This window comes from Dyadobacter sp. 3J3, assembly GCF_009801115.1.
GTDB lineage: Bacteria > Bacteroidota > Bacteroidia > Cytophagales > Spirosomataceae > Dyadobacter.
In genome coordinates this window covers 223639-240115 of sequence record NZ_VTOL01000002.1, presented here as the reverse complement: position 1 = coordinate 240115, position 16477 = coordinate 223639, and the positions used below count along the sequence as shown (strand labels likewise).

General features: G+C 40.5%; 12 protein-coding genes. 3 read left to right on the top strand and 9 right to left on the bottom strand.

The genetic code is table 11. The annotated features are described in order from the left end of the window. Window positions 1-43 precede the first annotated feature (43 nt). Complete coding sequence (locus FZF08_RS04800) at window positions 44-412, top strand: VOC family protein (protein ID WP_159467505.1); 369 nt, start codon at window positions 44-46, stop codon at window positions 410-412. A gap of 209 nt (window positions 413-621) precedes the next feature. Here FZF08_RS04800 and FZF08_RS04795 read toward each other — a convergent pair whose 3' ends face one another. From FZF08_RS04795 to FZF08_RS04760, 8 genes are all read right to left on the bottom strand, one after another. Then, entirely contained in the window at window positions 622-2106 is a 1485-nt protein-coding gene (locus FZF08_RS04795; RefSeq protein ID WP_159467504.1) for a mandelate racemase/muconate lactonizing enzyme family protein, read from the bottom strand. A 68-nt stretch (window positions 2107-2174) separates the two neighbouring features. Next, the gene (locus FZF08_RS04790; protein ID WP_159467503.1) at window positions 2175-3107 is read right to left on the bottom strand and encodes an RraA family protein; all 933 of its coding nucleotides are present in this window, start codon (window positions 3105-3107) and stop codon (window positions 2175-2177) included. 80 nt (window positions 3108-3187) lie between these two features. Beyond that, complete coding sequence (locus FZF08_RS04785; RefSeq protein ID WP_159467502.1) at window positions 3188-4732, bottom strand: SusD/RagB family nutrient-binding outer membrane lipoprotein; 1545 nt, start codon at window positions 4730-4732, stop codon at window positions 3188-3190. Between the two features lie 18 nt (window positions 4733-4750). Further along, window positions 4751-8167, bottom strand: a complete 3417-nt coding sequence (locus tag FZF08_RS04780; RefSeq protein ID WP_159467501.1) for a SusC/RagA family TonB-linked outer membrane protein — start codon at window positions 8165-8167, stop codon at window positions 4751-4753. A 265-nt stretch (window positions 8168-8432) separates the two neighbouring features. Then, window positions 8433-9515, bottom strand: a complete 1083-nt coding sequence (locus FZF08_RS04775) for a FecR family protein (RefSeq protein WP_159467500.1) — start codon at window positions 9513-9515, stop codon at window positions 8433-8435. A gap of 182 nt (window positions 9516-9697) precedes the next feature. Then, window positions 9698-10309, bottom strand: coding sequence for an RNA polymerase sigma factor (locus tag FZF08_RS04770; RefSeq protein WP_159467499.1), 612 nt, complete (start codon window positions 10307-10309; stop codon window positions 9698-9700). Window positions 10310-10478: 169 nt separating this feature from the next. After that, window positions 10479-12473, bottom strand: a complete 1995-nt coding sequence (locus tag FZF08_RS04765) for a plastocyanin/azurin family copper-binding protein (RefSeq protein WP_159467498.1) — start codon at window positions 12471-12473, stop codon at window positions 10479-10481. A gap of 44 nt (window positions 12474-12517) precedes the next feature. Then, window positions 12518-14242: a family 16 glycoside hydrolase gene (locus FZF08_RS04760; RefSeq protein ID WP_159467497.1), complete on the bottom strand. Its 1725-nt coding sequence runs from the start codon at window positions 14240-14242 to the stop codon at window positions 12518-12520. A gap of 565 nt (window positions 14243-14807) precedes the next feature. Here FZF08_RS04760 and FZF08_RS04755 point away from each other — a divergent pair. Continuing rightward, window positions 14808-14981, top strand: a complete 174-nt coding sequence (locus FZF08_RS04755; protein ID WP_159467496.1) for a LysR family transcriptional regulator — start codon at window positions 14808-14810, stop codon at window positions 14979-14981. Between the two features lie 15 nt (window positions 14982-14996). Here the strand turns inward: FZF08_RS04755 and FZF08_RS04750 are convergent, their stop codons facing one another. Then, window positions 14997-15386 carry a hypothetical protein gene (locus tag FZF08_RS04750; protein ID WP_159467495.1) on the bottom strand — a complete coding sequence of 130 codons (390 nt, stop codon included), beginning with the start codon at window positions 15384-15386 and terminating at the stop codon, window positions 14997-14999. A 127-nt stretch (window positions 15387-15513) separates the two neighbouring features. On the opposite strand from FZF08_RS04750, the gene FZF08_RS04745 reads away from it, so the two are divergent. Then, window positions 15514-16422, top strand: a complete 909-nt coding sequence (locus FZF08_RS04745; RefSeq protein WP_159467494.1) for a LysR substrate-binding domain-containing protein — start codon at window positions 15514-15516, stop codon at window positions 16420-16422. The last annotated feature ends 55 nt before the right edge of the window (window positions 16423-16477 follow it).

Genomic DNA, 16477 nt, shown 5'->3' with positions numbered 1-16477 from the left:
TTATGACAATTCTGGTGACAAATTGAATTTAAATTACCCAGTTATGAAGATTAGTTTCAAACGGATTGATCACGTTATGCTTTGTTTTCCGGAAGGACAGGAGAAAGAAGCACGAAGATTTTACGAAGAAGTTCTAGGTCTGGAGGAAATTATTGATCCTGACCGGCCGCATTTGAGAGGAGCAATCTGGTATCAAATGGGCAATATTCAGTTGCATTTAATGACCGATCATGGAAGTAATTCGTCGGAACGCCATCCAGCTTTTGAAATTGATAATCTGGAAGAATCCCGTCAGTTATTAGAAAGCCATGGAATTCCAGTAAAAAATTTGACCCCAATTCCGGGCAGAAACCGGTTCTCATTCCGTGATCCGTTTGATAATAGAATTGAATTTCTTCAATATGTCGGCTAGGTATTGGCTGTTAGCGATTGGCGTTTAGCCTTAGGCCAGAATGGAAAATATGGCAATAAAATTTTCATTTTAACAACAAAAAAAGTGCCGAATGAGGGAACTCAACCGGCACTTTTTCAATTTGCAACCATTAACCATTAACCATTAACCATTAACCATTAACCATTAACCATTAACCATTAACCATTAACCATTAACCATTAAAAAATTTAGCTCCACAAACGGTCGTGAGATCGTTTGTCATTCCATTGGTCGGTAGGAGCGAAGTAGGATTTGTCTTTTGGTGTAAGATGTTTTTTGACTTCTTCATCTACCAGCTCAATACCTAGTCCTGGTGCTTCCAGAGGCACATTTGCATAACCTTTTTCAATCAGTTTTCTTCCGTCCGTTGTTTTTACTATACTTTCCCACCAAGGCACATCCACTGAGTGATGTTCCAGCGCAAGGAAATTTTGAGTCGCTGCGGCACAATGAACATTGGCCATAAAACTTACCGGGGAACCTGCAAAGTGCATCGCCATCGCAATACCATGATCCTCAGCGTAATCACCAATTCTTTTCGTTTCCAAAAGCCCGCCGGACGAAGCAAGATCCGGGTGGATAATATCAACTGCACGGGCTTCAATTAGCGGCTGGAAACCTTCTTTCAGGAAAATATCTTCACCTGTAAGTGTTGGCGTATCAAGTGCTTCTGAAATTTGCTTCCATTGGTCTGTATATTGCCATGGCACCATATCTTCCAGCCAGGCCAGTCTGTATTTGTCCAATGCTTTTCCTAAACGGATTGCATTATTCAAGTCAAAATGACCGTAGTGATCGGATGAAATTGGCATTTCGTAACCCACAATACTGCGGACGTCTTCAACCACTTTTGCCATTTCTTCCAAACCTTTTGGCGTGATTTGGATCGCAGTAAATGGATGTTTTGTATTTGCGTAAGAATTATAATCACCCGACCATTGAGAAAATCCTCCGCCCCAAACCTTATTATTTACAACCGAACCTTCTTTTCCTTTTAACATACCAATGGAAATATCCATTTTCAACCAGGTATAACCTTGGGTTTCGGTACGGAATTTTATTTTTTGTTTAAATTCGTCCAGACTTTCAAATTCAGGAGTATCTGCATATAATCTTACTTTATCACGATATCGACCGCCAAGCAATTGCCAGCACGGAACATTATAAGCTTTTCCACAAAGATCCCAAAGTGCCATTTCAACACCGCAAACACCACCAGCCTGGCGTCCGTGCATGCCAAATTGTTTGATGGTTTTGAAAAGCATTTCCACATTACATGGATTTTCGCCTAAAAGTCTGCTTTTCAGCATCAGCGCATAACGTTCATCGGCACCATCGCGTACTTCTCCCAAACCATAAATTCCCTGATTTGTATCAATGCGTATAATTGGCGTGCGACCCACATTCTGAATCACACAATAGCGAATATCTGTGATTTTTAATTCAGAAGGTTTTGAAGCGCGGTTAACTTTTGAAGTAGCCTGAGCGACAGTATCTTCAATAGACATCGACATAAAGCTACCCAAAGCGATGCCTCCAACGGCTGATTTTCTCAAAAAGTTACGGCGACTATCCTTCGTTGCCGGATCGCTTATTTCAGTTTGTACGGCAAGCTTTTCAGCTTTTTCAACTTCTTTATTTGATGCAATGATCTGCTTTAAGACACTCTTCATATTATAAGATATTTAGGAAATGTTAATCAACAAGGCCGAAAGCTGATTGCCGACAGCCGATAGCTTTTTTAATAATTACGTTCTTTCAAATAATCGTCAAGTTCTTTTTTGGTCATTGGAAGATGTCCAGGATATGAATTGACCCATTTCAGGAAATCTTTTGAAATGGCGTCCGTCCATTTTGTATCGATTTCACCCGGTGTATATTTTCCTTCACGCAGTCTTAGATGACCAAATTCATCGCGAAGGGCAGTAACCTCAGAAGTCAAAACCAGATCCTCTACTAAATGAGCCGGGATGAAAATAGTACCGTATTTTTTTGCCAGAACCACATCTCCTGGTAATACAATAGCGCGGCCAATTCTGATAGGAACATTGATACCCGAAAGCATCATTTGCTGGATATAAGATGGATCAGAACCTTTGATCCAGGCATTATATCCTTTGATTTCACTGAGCCCTTCCACATCACGAACAGAACCGTAGAAAATGGTACCTCTTTTGGATTTGGCATAAATTGAATTTCCCAGATTGTCACCGATCAGCGTTCCGTCTGCAATCTTTCCATAACCGTCGGCCACGTACACGTCGCCATTTGTGAGCACATCAATCGGCCAGGAGTTTGTACCGCCCGCAGGATTTCGGCCTTCTTTTTTACCCGTTTCTTTTATGTAATCCTGGAAATCGGGACGGAGGGGAACGTATTGTGCAGTTACAACACGGCCCGTCATGGCGCTATCCGGATGGATTAATTGCCAGTCGCCTTCGTATTGATTTTGATAGCCTTTGTTTCGTAAAACGCCCCAGGCTTCTTCAATAGAAATGTTTTTCAGTCGTGCCAGAATTGCGTCAGAAACTTTCGGTCTTCCGTCTGCCGAACGTTCACCTTTCCAGTTTGCCGTTAAGGCTTTAATCTGGTCAGCCGTCGGAGAAATGGGCTGGGCATTACTTAAAAAGGAAACAAATAAAAGTGCTGGCAGCAGCATTGTTTTTTTTAACATAGGTAAGGTAGGTTTAAGTAAAGATTAATCGGTTAGGAACACAGGCGGCTTGGCTTCCGCCCGTGTTAATTATTGAAAAATTATTTATCCCAAAAGACATGAGTTCCCAATTCATCAGGCCCCTGACGGGCAATAGCCTCATTGTAGTTCACAGTATTCACCGATTTTTCACGTACCGGATAAACCAGTCTGCGGATAAAATCTTTTACAGAAGGATCAGCGCCGGGATATGGATTTTTGGTGAGTGTTGGGAAACCGCTGCGGCGGAAATTGGCCCAGGCTTCTGATCCGTTAAGAAATGACGAAACCCAGTATTGTGTATTAATCTGGTTCAAGGCATTAGCCGCATCAAACGGATTGGCAACCAGATAAGCGTCCTGGCTGGCAGCCGGAATGGTGGCGGAAACATCAAACTGTGCCATCTGATTCATATGCGCTTTCACGCCTGTCTCGTAGAAAGTTTTTGCGTCGCCTGAAATATATCCTCTAAATGCTGCCTCAGCCAAAAGAAGCTGTGTCTGAGAATAGGTAATAAAGAATTCGGGTGCGTCAATTTTACCAACGGTCCGACGGTTAATTTGTGAATAATTGAATGCTGAGCCTGTTTTTCCAGGGTATCCTGGTGCAGTGGTTAGCGTGGATTCATTATAACCATAAGGCATGCCCAACTGATCCGCCGGCTCTGTATTTTCGGCTCCAGCAGTTGATAACGGGTTTGCTGGAATTGCATATTTGACAGAAATAGCCCTAATTCTTGGATCAGAAGTAGTTTTCAAATAATCAATAAATGGCTTGCCAAGATAAACATTAGCTCTTTCAGTTCCCTGGAAAAAGTTCGCATTCGGGTTGTTGAAAGTGGTATTGAAAGCGATATAAGCATTATCGGTGTTGGCTGTCATCACACCACCGTTTGCAGGGTCAACGGCTCTTGTAATATAGGACTTGGCCTTGGCTTCATCCACTTTGATCAGACGCATGGCAGCCCGAAGTAAAAGTGAATTACCAAGTTTTTTCCACTGTGCAATATTTCCTTTGTAAAACAAATCGCCTGTTTCAATACTTTTAGTAGCGTCCAAAGCTTTCGTAGCTTCGTCAAGTTCCTTTAAAATATCATCGTAGATCAATTTCTGGTCATCATATTTTGGAAGATTAATTCCATCCGTATAACCTTTTGCTGAATCAAAATAAGGAACGTCACCGTAGGTATCCACCAAAACCATAAATGCGTAAGCTTTCCAGATTCTTGACATTTGATAAATATTGGCTCTCAACGGATTATCCTTTGTCAGCGTCATAATCGTTTTAAGCAGGTTCACCGGGCCACTTCCAGTATTACCACCAATGTACATGGAATTGAACATGACATTTGAACTCGGATCATAAACGATATTGTGATTTCCACCTTCCACAACGCCCGTATACGGCGTGTTTATTTGTTGAACAATTTCACTCTGGTAACTAAAAGTGGCGATTGCAGCACTGAATTGTGCATTTGAAAACAAATAGGCCGGATCGGTCGTAGTTGCCAATACCGGGTTTTTATTTACATCTTCAAAACCACTATCGCACGAGCTTGCACCAAACAGCAAGCCAGCCACGGTAAGATATATGTGTATTTTTTTCATGTCGTTCTTTAATAAAAGTTATAGCTTGATATTCAGGTTCAATCCGTAGCTTCTTGTTGTAGGAAGTGTATGGGTTTCAATTCCCTGAAGATTATCTGAAGAAGAAACCTGCGCCTCAGGATCAAGGTTGTCGATATATTTCTTGATCAGCCAGACGTTGTTTACCATGGCTGAAAGTGTCAGCCCTTTAATGAACGATTTTTTGACATAACGGGAAAGATCATATCCAACAGAAAGCGTTCTCCATCTTACAAAACTACCGTTGTACATAAAAGGCGTTGCAATGTTTGTACTGCGGTAAGCGGTGTAGAATTGTTCAGCTTCCACTTTCGTAGTATTAGGCGTTCCGTCTGCGTTCACACCATCAAACAAGACACCGCCATCGCGGCCAACCAGAGAAGGTTTTGAAAGTCCTTCACGTAAAAAGTTAAGGTTAGAGTTGGACATAATTTTATATCCAGCCTTGAAATCAACCTGTGTAGTAATGCGGAAACCTTTCACATTGAAAGTGTTAAGCCATGCACCAACCCATTTTGGAATAGCACTTCCAAAGGTTGTCAGGTTGCCTTGCTGAGGCAAACCACCAGCCGTCAGAATTCTTCCCTGTGCATCACGTTTGTAATCAAATCCTCTTAGAGATGCCAGCGGTTTGCCAACTTCGTGAGATACAATTCCAAAAAATTCACCTGTTCCTACATCGAAACGTGGCTGGCCTTGGGCCAGTTCGATTACTTTACTGATGTTATAACTTGCGTTAAAACTGGTTTCCCAGATCAGGTTTTCTGTTTTAACCGGCACGATAGTAAGTAAAAATTCAATTCCTTTATTTTGAAGTTTACCAATGTTCACTTTAGTGCCTGAGAATCCGGAAGCGTTTGAAACGTCAACATTCAGGATTTCGTCAACCGTATTTTTTTTGTAAACCGACATGTCAAGATTCAATCTGCTGTCAAAAGTTTTGAATTCAAGACCCATTTCGAATTCTTTTACTTTCAGCGGACGAAGATTAGCATTCGGGCTTACGTTACTTGAAATATTTCCTAAAGCAACGCCGTTGAACGGGTTTGCATTCAAAGCATAGTACAAGTTATTGGAATAAGGATCAGTATCACCACCAACTTCCGCATAAGCCGCACGAAGTTTACCATAATTCAACCAGGAAGGAAGCTGCTTAAATGCCTGGCTGAAAACAAAACTTGCGCTCACAGATGGATACAAATAACTGTTAGATTCAGGATTCAGTGTTGAGAACCAGTCATTTCTTCCTGTCACGTTAACATAAAGAAAGTTTTTGTACGAGAATTCGGCAGCTCCGTAAATTGAGTTGACTTTCTTTTTGCTGTATCCGTAATTTGGACTTTTAATCTGACCATTTCCGATCGTATACAAATCACGAATGTAAAAATTGGTAACCGCGGTTGACATATTGTCGCTAACCTGAAGAAGCTGATTTCCTCCCAATGTTATATCAATTCCAAAGTCACCAAAAGTATGATTTCCACCGATCAGGAAATCCATATTTCGTTCACGGAATGTGGAAACATCCTGATAGTAATATCCGTTAAATCCTGTTGTTACTGCGCCAATAGAACGTGTTCCCGTCGGACGATTATAATTGTATGGTCTCGTATAATAATCCTGACCAATACGAGCCTGGGCATACAACCATTTTGTAAACTCATAACGCACAGAAGTATTTCCAAAAATCCGGTCGCGTCTAACATTTTCAAAGCGGTCGTAAGCAACCCAATATGGATTATTTCTGTTTGTAAAACGTGAAAGTGGAGCTTCGTTTCCATTCGCATCTTTTCGTTTTTCAAGCCAGGGAACGGCAATACTGGTAGCCATTGTATAAATGGTGGTATTGGCATTCATATCCTGAAGCCCGATTTGCGGAGGATTATGGTTGTATTCGTTGGAATAATTGGCGTTGAGCTGAACAGAGAGTTTAGGCGTGAATTTATAATTCAAACCAAGGTTGAAGATTTTTTTATGGTAGTCAGAATTTGGTACAATTGCATTTGCATCTGTATTGGCGAAAGATAAACGAAAATTTCCTTTTTCATTTCCTCCTGAAAGCGCCACAGAATTGGTAAAACTTGTTCCGGTACGATAGAAATCCTTAATGCGGTTTTTATTTGCTACATAAGGCTGCATGGAACCGTCAAATTGAGGCGTAGGTTTGCCGTCCATTTTTTCTCCAAAAGAGAAAACACCAGAACTTTGTGCCTCAGCAGTCGTAGTAGGCCTTTTTCCAAATTCTCCCTGTCCGTAATCATACTGAAAGTTGGTGTAATCCAAAGCCTCCTGAGCCTGAAAATTAGAATTGACTTCTATACCAATACCTGTACTTTTTGTTCCAGTTTTGGTTGTGATAATGATGGCACCATCTTTCGCCCGAAATCCGTAAAGCGCTGCCGCGGCCGCACCTTTCAAAACCGTCATCGATTCGATATCATCCTGATTGATACTTTGCAAACCGTCACCTGCATCAGAAGATCCGCCCGTTGGGTTACCAGTACCATTTCCGGCAGATCCACCGGCAGATACGCTGGTGTTATTGATCGGAACACCGTTTACAATTATCAAAGGAGAGTTATTACCTCCAAATGAAGATTGACCGCGGATACGGATTTTAGTAGATCCACCCGGTCCGCTGGCTGGGGGAGAAACATTCAGACCGGCCACTTTTCCCTGTAAACTGTTACCAAGGTTGGTCGTGCGGTTTGTTTGCAATTCCTCAGTATTCACGGTAGCTGTGGAGTAACCTAGCTTTTTTGCGTCACGTTTGATACCCAAAGCAGTTACCACAACCATTTCAAGATTTCTTACATCCGGTGCCATAGAAACATCTACATTCGAACGGTTTCCTACGGTAACTTCCTGCGGCGTATAGCCAACATATGAAAATATCAAAACCGAGTTATCATCCGGTACACTCAACTGATATGTTCCTTCTGTATTTGTTGCGGTACCAGTTTTGGTTGATTTTACAATCACACTTACGCCCGGCAATGGTTCTCCTTTTTCGTCGATTACCTTTCCACTAATGTTTCGGTCAATCGATAAAGGAGCTGTTGAAGACGATTCAGTATTGAAACTGCTGGGCGGATTGGCTCCTTTTACCAGAATTACCTGTTTGCCATCCAGCTTGTATCCAAGATTCATTGGACGTAAAAGATCATCCAAAACATCAGACAACGGTTTTTCAACCGCTTTTAATGTTACTTTTCTTTTCGTATTTATTACTGCGGAACTGTAAGTAAAACGTATTTGCGTTAGTTTGTTCAGTTTTGTCAGGACACTTTTCATATCCTGGTTATTTACTTCAATGGTTACTTTCTGATTAAGTATTTCCTGAGCATCGACCACCGTCGCAGAGGCGATAGTCGAGAAGATATAGGCCAACATTAATTGGTAAAATGATATTTTCATAACACTGCATATTAGCCGAATCGATTGTCGGGTTTTTTTCATAGTTTTGATTGTTTTGTTCTGGATTCGTGAAAAAATTTGGACAAAAAGTTTCCCTGCATCTTTTATCGGATGATGCCTGCAAGCGTTGGGAACGCGTAGAGTCAGTGATGGCGCAATCATCGCTGGCTCTTTAAATATTATTGATGAGTTGATTTATTTCATAGGCACTTTTACTATTTTTTGGTTTATTTTATACCGGGTTAATGTTTTAAATCGATTTGTTTTAATGATTGCAACCTTTACTATTTAGTATGATCTGGCCGTCCACAACTTCATAAGTCGCTCCGATTGCCTGACAAATAGCGTTCATTCTTTGTTTAAGATTTTCTTCTTTGAAAATGGTGCTTATCGGGCATTGTGATAGCGTTTGTTCATCAAAGACAATGGTGATACCATACATTTTTTCCAGTGTACGTAATACGTCGGTGACCGGCTGATCATCGAAAACCAGTTCCTGGATTACAGCAGATTCAGACAGCAAATCAGGATTCGCAACGATTCCTTTTTCCAATCGGTTTTCTTTTCTGTTAAAAACAACTTGTTGGTTGGGTTGCAGAATTACACCGGATACTTCCCGGTCATTTTCATCAGATAAAGTGTCGTACTCTTTTCTGGGATAAACGGACACTTTTCCGGTTTTTACAAAAACCATAACAGTATTTGCGCCCTCCGGTGCTTTGATCCGAAAACTTGTCCCCAAAACTTTGGTTACCGTTTCATTGGCAAAAACCAGGAAGGGTTTTGCAGGATTTTTTGTGACGTCAAAAAATGCTTCACCAGTCAGGAAAACTTTTCTTGTATCGCCCGAAAAGTTCTCCGGAAATTTTAAACTACTGCCTTTTTTCAACGTTGCTACACTTCCGTCACTGAGCAGGATCGTCATTTCCTTATCGCTGCTATTTCTTTTTTCAAGCATCAAAACAGAAGAGCTTATTTCTGTTTTTTTTGATAACTGATTTTTGTAAAACAAATACCCAAATCCTGCAACGATTGTAATCATAGCCGCTATCCTCCAGAATGGATTGCCAAAAAAAGAAATGCGTTTTTTATTTTTACTTATTTCAGCCAATTCAAGGAGCGCGTTGACTTCAGACCGAATATTGTCCTCGCTTAAATTGTCTTTATATCTTTCATGAAAACCCAAAACCAACGCTTTCGCCTGATTAACTGTATTGTATCGATCCGGATTTTGAAACAACCATTCTTCCCAGAAAAGGATCAATTCACCAGATGGATCAAGCACCCATTGCCGAAATTTTTCATCGGTAGCGAATTCTTCAACAGAATAATTACGGTAATTGATCATAGAATTTTTGCAATAGAAATTATTGTCAGGTTTAGGAGTTGTGTGAATAGTGCAAGTTAAAATTTGTATTTCACCATTATTGTGATGCTTTTAGTATGTATGTCAGGTTTTTGATCATGGATAACCAAAAAAATCAAAATATTTTTTGAAATAATGCTATAAACTTTTGGAGCGGTTGAAAATCAGCAGAATGCGATAAAAATAAGTCCCCAGAAAAATTCTGCGGGCATCCAGATATCCTTGATTTCCTTGATGGTGCGGTGTAAAAGATTGGCCACGCTTTGACGGCCAAGGCTCATGATCTGAGCGATATCTTCATTTTCCAAGTTTTGATAAAAGCGCAGATATATGATTTCCTGCTGCCTTTTGGTAAGGTGGGATACGATTTGATTTAACCGTTTAATCTGATGTTTCAGATGTTCGTTTTCAATGATTAGCGATTCAATGGACAGGTCAGCCTCATCCGCGTCAAATGATAATTCTTTGGGTTCCTTGAATCTTTTTAAGCGGATACTTTCTTTGATAAGTTTATGCCGAAGTGCTTTAAGAAGATAAGATTTTACAAAAGCGGTTTCTGATAAAAACGACCGGCGTTCCCAGAGTTCCAGGTACAATTCCTGAATGCAGTCTCTGATAAATTCCGAGTCGGAAGAGAATTTTGTAGCATAGTTGTATAACGCACGGTAGTGTACCTGTGCCAGTTCGCCAAAAGCCGCCGCATCGCCTGACTTGAATTTAAGCCAAAGGTTTGCGTTTGGATCTGAGGTTCCAGATATTTTTATATCGTTATTCAAATGAAAATCTGGTAGGTAATGTTTAAATAAATCAATAAATAGTTATATTTTAAAAATCGTGTTTTTATTTCTCCGTTTTTAATTTATTATTTTAAAATAATTTGATATGGGGAGATAATCAATAATTATCTCCCTGCCATTTTGAAAAGGCAGGGAGATATGGGAGGTTTTACTTAATAACTTTTAGTTTTCCCTGCATCAACATGTAATGACCTGGGAACGAGCACAGATATTGATAAATACCAATTTGCTTCGGTGCAACGAAATAAATAGATTCTGTTTTTTCGGGTTCTACGATATTCGTATGGAAAAGAACATCATTTGTTTTTGGAACGTAATTCATTTCAGTTCCTTTCAAACCAAGATTAAGCCCCAGTTCACCAACAGTATTGGCGGTACCCGGTTTTACAATAACCAGATTATGAAGCATATCGTCGTTGTTGTTCAGGTTGAGTCTGATCTTGCTTCCTGCCTTCACCTGAATTTCGGAAATGTCAAATTTAAGACCTGGAACAGTTCCGATATTTATTACCTGATCAGGACCATTTGTCCATGATGCTGGCATTTGGGTAACACGTTTGGCAGAATTTGTTTCAGAACCTTTGGAATCAGAAGCCGTCATTGCACTCATATCATGCGCCATCGCAGGTTTTGTGCTGGCCGTATACTGTGAACTTGTTAAAGCCGCACCGCCTGCAATTTCATTCAAAGTATAATAACCAATGTTATGCAAAAGCGAAAGTCCTTCGGTTGACTGAACACCTTCTGCTTTTAATTCATGAATATATCCTTTTCTTAAAGTAGCCGGATCAAGAACAATACGCGCACGAAGTCCATCTTCTGATACTGAGATTCCTTTGATAACCAGTTCGTTTGTGTTGATAATCGGGCTACCGTAAATGTGGTGGTATTTGTAAGTGAAACTGCTCAGTTTATAAGAATCAGATTTTGAAGCCGTTGCTTTGTCAACCGGAGAAGTGAAAGTTACTTCAAAACCATCGGGCATTGAACGTATATTTTTCATTTCAAAAGGTGTTTGACCTGTCCAAACCAGACGCTGAATACCAAAATCGGCTTTCCCCGTTGCCGACCATCCACGACTTGTTTGGCCTACAAACATAGAACCGTCCAATCCCCAGACCATACGGATTATACCTGATTCAAAACCTTCACGGAATGGGAAACAAGCGCCTTGATAAACGCCATTTACTTTTTCCATATCTACGCGCATCACTTTGCTATGGCCCTGATCGCCAACAAATACTTGTCCCTGGAAAGGTCCGAAAGCTCCGCCTGTTGTATCTTCTTTAAAGTCAGAAGTTGAAATTCCCATCAAAGTATGCGGAAACCATACCGCTGGTGGTTTGATTCCCGGAACACGTTTGGCAACATCATAAAGTGGCTCTCCTGTGTCAGGTACATCTTCGGCTTTCAATTTTACGGGTGAACCCGGTTCACTGCTCCATCTCAATCCGGCAACATTTCCTGCAAAATCACCTTTTTCCAAATGCGTCATACGGCCTGAACCAACCCAGTCGCCTTGATTTTCCGTATAGAAAATATCTCCTTTGTAAGATCCAAATCCGGCAGGGGAACGAAGCCCTGTTGCATAAGGTGTTAAGGAACCGTCCTGACCAAGTTTCAGCATCCATCCCCTCCATTTTGACTGACTCGCACCACGCCCGATCCAGTCAAGGTTAAGGGTCACCAGCATTTCTCCATTCGGCATTGGAATAGGTCCGTATGAATACTGGTGATAATTGCCGGATAATGGCCAGCGCGCAAACGAATCATAAACATCTGCTACGCCATCATTATCCGTATCAACCAATCTGGTAACTTCTCCGCGCTGTGATAATAAAATGTCTTTTCCACGATAAAACAGACCTAGCGGCTCATGCAATCCGGAAGCAAAACGGTGGAAAGTTGGTTGTCCGTCACCTTTCATATAAGGATTGGAAATCATCCATACCTCCCCGCGACGTGTTGATGCGGCCAGTCTTCCATCAGGTAAAACCGCCAGTCCGCCTACTTCCATCTGAATATTTTGTGGAATCGGCATCGTGATGATCCGGTAATAATCATCTTCGGTTTTTGCTTTGCTCTGCGCCTGTGCAGCGAGACAGCCAAGAGAAAGCAGGGTGGTTATAACTATATTTTTCATTTACTACGATATAAAAATTTTAGACAAAAAGATAAAAAGAGAAACTACCAGAACATGGAGTAACTGCTTGCATTGGACACCGGCAGCAGCAATTCCTGGCCATCGCCGGAAGTTCTCAAAACCACTTTTGCCTTTTTATCAATTTGTATGTAATAACGGTTATCAATCTGATACAGGCCTTTTTCAATCATCTGAATTTCTTTTCCGCTTGCAAGCAGAGAAAACAGCGAACCGGCTGGCGTACCTTTTACTTCATAGGTTACAGTCAGTGCATCATTTGTTGCTGTGATGTGATCGCTCACGGTAGCAGAAGCAATAGCGTAGCGTATTGCAGGATAGCCTTGTGCATCCAATGTATAACCAAGATAATTGACATTTGCGGAATCTGGCCAGGCAGCTTTTTCATTTTCAAGAACGGCAAGATTACTTTTTCCTGAAACAGGAACTTTCAAACCTGCCGGTTCAAGTAGTTGTGGTTCACCGCGCTCATACCACATTTCGGTTACGTTAGCAAATTGTCCTTTCCATGCCTGTAATAAAGCACCCCGGTTAAGATCCATTGTGTAGCTCCATCCCGCAGGACTTCCCACAGAAATACAATGTGTCCGTTTGTACTTTTCACCATCCAAAAGAACAAATGAACGTACCATTTCAGGGCGTAACTCTGGTGTAACACCAATGTAAGGTTTTGGCTCAGGTTCAGGCAGTGAAGAAAGTGCGTGTAAGTCGTATGTACGAATTCCGGCTTTCTGAACTCTCAAACCCAATGCAGGCTGGCGCCATGGGAAACGCGAATAATGAATTTTAAATTTGTGCGTACCTTTTGTAAGATTTACAGAACCAGAATGAGATTCCTGAGATGTGCTTTCTCCGGCAGTAACGATCGGTTTTCCATCAATATCAAGTGTAAAAACATTCCCGGAATAAATTGAAGTGAAAACATAATCGCCATCTTCTTCAGCAAGCATTTCACCTTCATAAATCAGGTGGAATTCACGCATTCCGTTGGTTACCTCCTGTGTCAGACTGTTTGTTTTATCTTCTTTTTCTAGTTTTGAATAAGAAGTAGCATCCCATTTGTCGGAATACAGTTTATAACTTAGATTGTGCAGAGTCAATGGCTTACGGTCATTCAAAAGCTGATAACCAACGTTACGAAAAGCAATAGTGCCTTTTGTAACTTCCAAACCCAGCGCTTGGGCATCACTAACTGATTTTGACAGTGGCAAATACACACTTTCCAGGACAATTACACCATTTAATTTCAGAGAATTTAGACGGCCCGAATTTTTGATAGTCGCCACAGAAGCATCGTAAGCAAGTTCTATGGTTTGCCATAAACCTGGTGCTTTTGAAGCGTTTTGAATTGGGAACTGCCCGATATAACCACTGGTAAGCGCACTTGTTTCCAGTTGTTTGTTATCTGCAATACGAACACGTTGTCCGCCAGGAAGAATTATACTTCCTTCGGCTCCCGGTGAAAGCATGAATTCCGTATAAAAACGTAAATCTTTTGCTTTCACTTTTGTGGTTATGGCTGCACCAGCTGAGCCAATCAGGGTACCTTCGCCATTTTGGGTTTTGGCAGCTTCGGATTTTATTGGATGCATGGAAACATTCCCCTTAACAGACCAGTTTGAGCCAGCATTCTCGAAGGATGACAGATCTTTTAAAGCAATGGGAGAATAGTTTCCCTTTCCTGTTTGTGCTGTAACCGCGAGGGGAAAAGCAACGAGGAAAAGACAGAGTTTTTGAATGGTTGAACGCATTTTAAATATTAAGTGTAATGTTCACATTTAAAAAGCGAAGTTCGCGTTTTTTTCTACTATTATAATATGATTTATTATAAATTTTTTTAAACTGAATAATTTTAAAACAAAATTTGTAGTTTGATATTTTCAACCTGACAATATCAAAAAGGTCTTACTATTTAGGGCCGGTTTTACCTTTTTAGTTTAAGTCATTAGGTTTTGAGATTTAAGGTTTTTAGAAATACCTGAATTGTAATTTACCACTAAGCGCACTAAGTTTTACACGAAGGTTACAAAGTGTAAGAAATATAAAAATGGTATTTCCATTATTCCCGGAAAAATTAAAATGCAAATTTTGTACATCTTTGTCTAAAACTTTGTGCGCTTAGTGTTTAATTTCTGCCATAGCACGCAGAGAAACACCGGGCAAAAGTTATGTTATCAGATGTATTTACTTTTTGCTACCTCGTCATACTTTCATGTTTGTACCTCTATTGAAACAGAAAGCTGTCGGAATCCTTTTATATTTTTACCTCGTTGATCAGCTTAAAACAATACCTTTTAAAAACTGATTTTTAAATAAATGATCTCCTTCCGGCACGAAGTTTTTTTTGAGGTTGCAAATCATCTGAGCTTTGCAAAAGCCAGTCAGGTGTTAAATCTTAGTCAGCCTGCGACCAGCCGTCATATCAAATCGTTGGAGGAACTTTATAAAACCAGTTTATTCGGGCGGGTTGGGAACGCTTTTGTTACTTGATCATGGATTAAACAATTAATTGCAGCCTATTGACGTACATAATTCTGTACTATGTCCTGCCACGAGAGTTAAGTCCACAGAATTGGAGCCTAACATATAGTTTAGTCTTAGTGTTTGTCCATCTTTTGAAAGATTTCCATTCAAGGCAATCGTATCATTACTAAATCCGGAACCATCAAATGAGTGGTAAATTGCCATTGTTTCAAAAGGCTTGTCTTTCTGGATTCTTAAATTAGGTACATCCATGAATTGACAAGGTAAACCTCCAAGCTGATAGCCGTCCAGATTTTCTCTAAATGAAATACAATTTCGGTGCCATTCGCCTTCTGGAAAAATCTCTTTTTCTGATTTGCACGAATTTGACAGAACTGCGCAGATTGTCAAGGAAATAAATAGTTTTTTCATGGCTTAATTGATTTGGATACATTTCTTTAAGAGACACGGAAATGAGAAATACGTTGGAATCGTTTTGAAATTAGCTTCTATGGATCAGCTTAAAACAATACCTTTGAAAAACTGATTTTGAAAAATAATGATCTCCTTCCGGCACGAAGTTTTTTTTGAGGTAGCAAATCATCTGAGCTTTACAAAAGCCAGTCAGGTACTGAATCTAAGTCAGCCTGCGATCAGCCGTCATATCAAATCGTTGGAGGAATTATATAAAACCAGTTTATTCGAGCGCGTTGGAAATGCTGTGAAATTGACGTTGCCGGGAAATCTACTTCTTGATCATTTACGCCAGGCGAAGGAAGTCCAGATCCGTTTGTCTTATGCCCTTAGTACACATCACGACGAATATAATGCAAAAGGCGAATTGCGCTTAGGAGCCAGTACGACCGTCGCGTTGTATATCATTCCGGAAATTTTATCAGCCTTTCGTCAAAAATATCCCAATGTAAGGATCACACTTTTAAACCGGAATTCTGAAAATGTTTTGAAGGCTTTGGGGAACAATGAAATTGATCTGGGAATTATTGAAGGTCAAACAAAAACCACATCTGTAAGTTACCGGTACTTCCTTTCCGATGAAGTAATTGCTGTTTGTTCTCCCAAAAGTGAACTCTGGTTCCGGGAATCGATTACTTTGGAAGAATTGAAAAACTATCCCGTTGCGTTGCGGGAGCGTGGTTCCGGAACGCTGGACTCCGTAAAAGCGTCTTTGGCAGAAGTTGGAATGAAAATCTCGGATCTTAAAAACAATATATCTCTGGGTGGGACTGAGGCGTTAAAGAACTTTTTGCTCGTGGATGATTGTCTTGGTTTTTTACCGTTGCGATCTGTTCAAAAAGAGCTGGCATCAGGTACTTTAAAACAGGTTTTAATTGAAGGCCTGCATGTTGAGCGGGAATTTTATTTTATCCAGCGGCATGGTTCTGAAAGTGATCCGTTTGGACAGGCTTTTGTACGATTTGCTTTACTGGGTTATAACAAGACGTTATAGTGTATATTGAAATAGCATTGGTTTTGCTATACTTGAACATCTACTTTTGACAAAA

Excerpts from the sequence above, each read along its gene's own strand:
- FZF08_RS04800 (WP_159467505.1), top strand. The coding sequence starts at position 44 with ATGAAGATTAGTTTCAAACGGATTGATCACGTTATGCTTTGTTTTCCG.
- FZF08_RS04795 (WP_159467504.1), bottom strand. The coding sequence starts at position 2,106 with ATGAAGAGTGTCTTAAAGCAGATCATTGCATCAAATAAAGAAGTTGAA.
- FZF08_RS04790 (WP_159467503.1), bottom strand. The coding sequence starts at position 3,107 with ATGTTAAAAAAAACAATGCTGCTGCCAGCACTTTTATTTGTTTCCTTT.
- FZF08_RS04785 (WP_159467502.1), bottom strand. The coding sequence starts at position 4,732 with ATGAAAAAAATACACATATATCTTACCGTGGCTGGCTTGCTGTTTGGT.
- FZF08_RS04780 (WP_159467501.1), bottom strand. The coding sequence starts at position 8,167 with ATGAAAATATCATTTTACCAATTAATGTTGGCCTATATCTTCTCGACT.
- FZF08_RS04775 (WP_159467500.1), bottom strand. The coding sequence starts at position 9,515 with ATGATCAATTACCGTAATTATTCTGTTGAAGAATTCGCTACCGATGAA.
- FZF08_RS04765 (WP_159467498.1), bottom strand. The coding sequence starts at position 12,473 with ATGAAAAATATAGTTATAACCACCCTGCTTTCTCTTGGCTGTCTCGCT.
- FZF08_RS04760 (WP_159467497.1), bottom strand. The coding sequence starts at position 14,242 with ATGCGTTCAACCATTCAAAAACTCTGTCTTTTCCTCGTTGCTTTTCCC.
- FZF08_RS04755 (WP_159467496.1), top strand. The coding sequence starts at position 14,808 with ATGATCTCCTTCCGGCACGAAGTTTTTTTTGAGGTTGCAAATCATCTG.
- FZF08_RS04750 (WP_159467495.1), bottom strand. The coding sequence starts at position 15,386 with ATGAAAAAACTATTTATTTCCTTGACAATCTGCGCAGTTCTGTCAAAT.
- FZF08_RS04745 (WP_159467494.1), top strand. The coding sequence starts at position 15,514 with ATGATCTCCTTCCGGCACGAAGTTTTTTTTGAGGTAGCAAATCATCTG.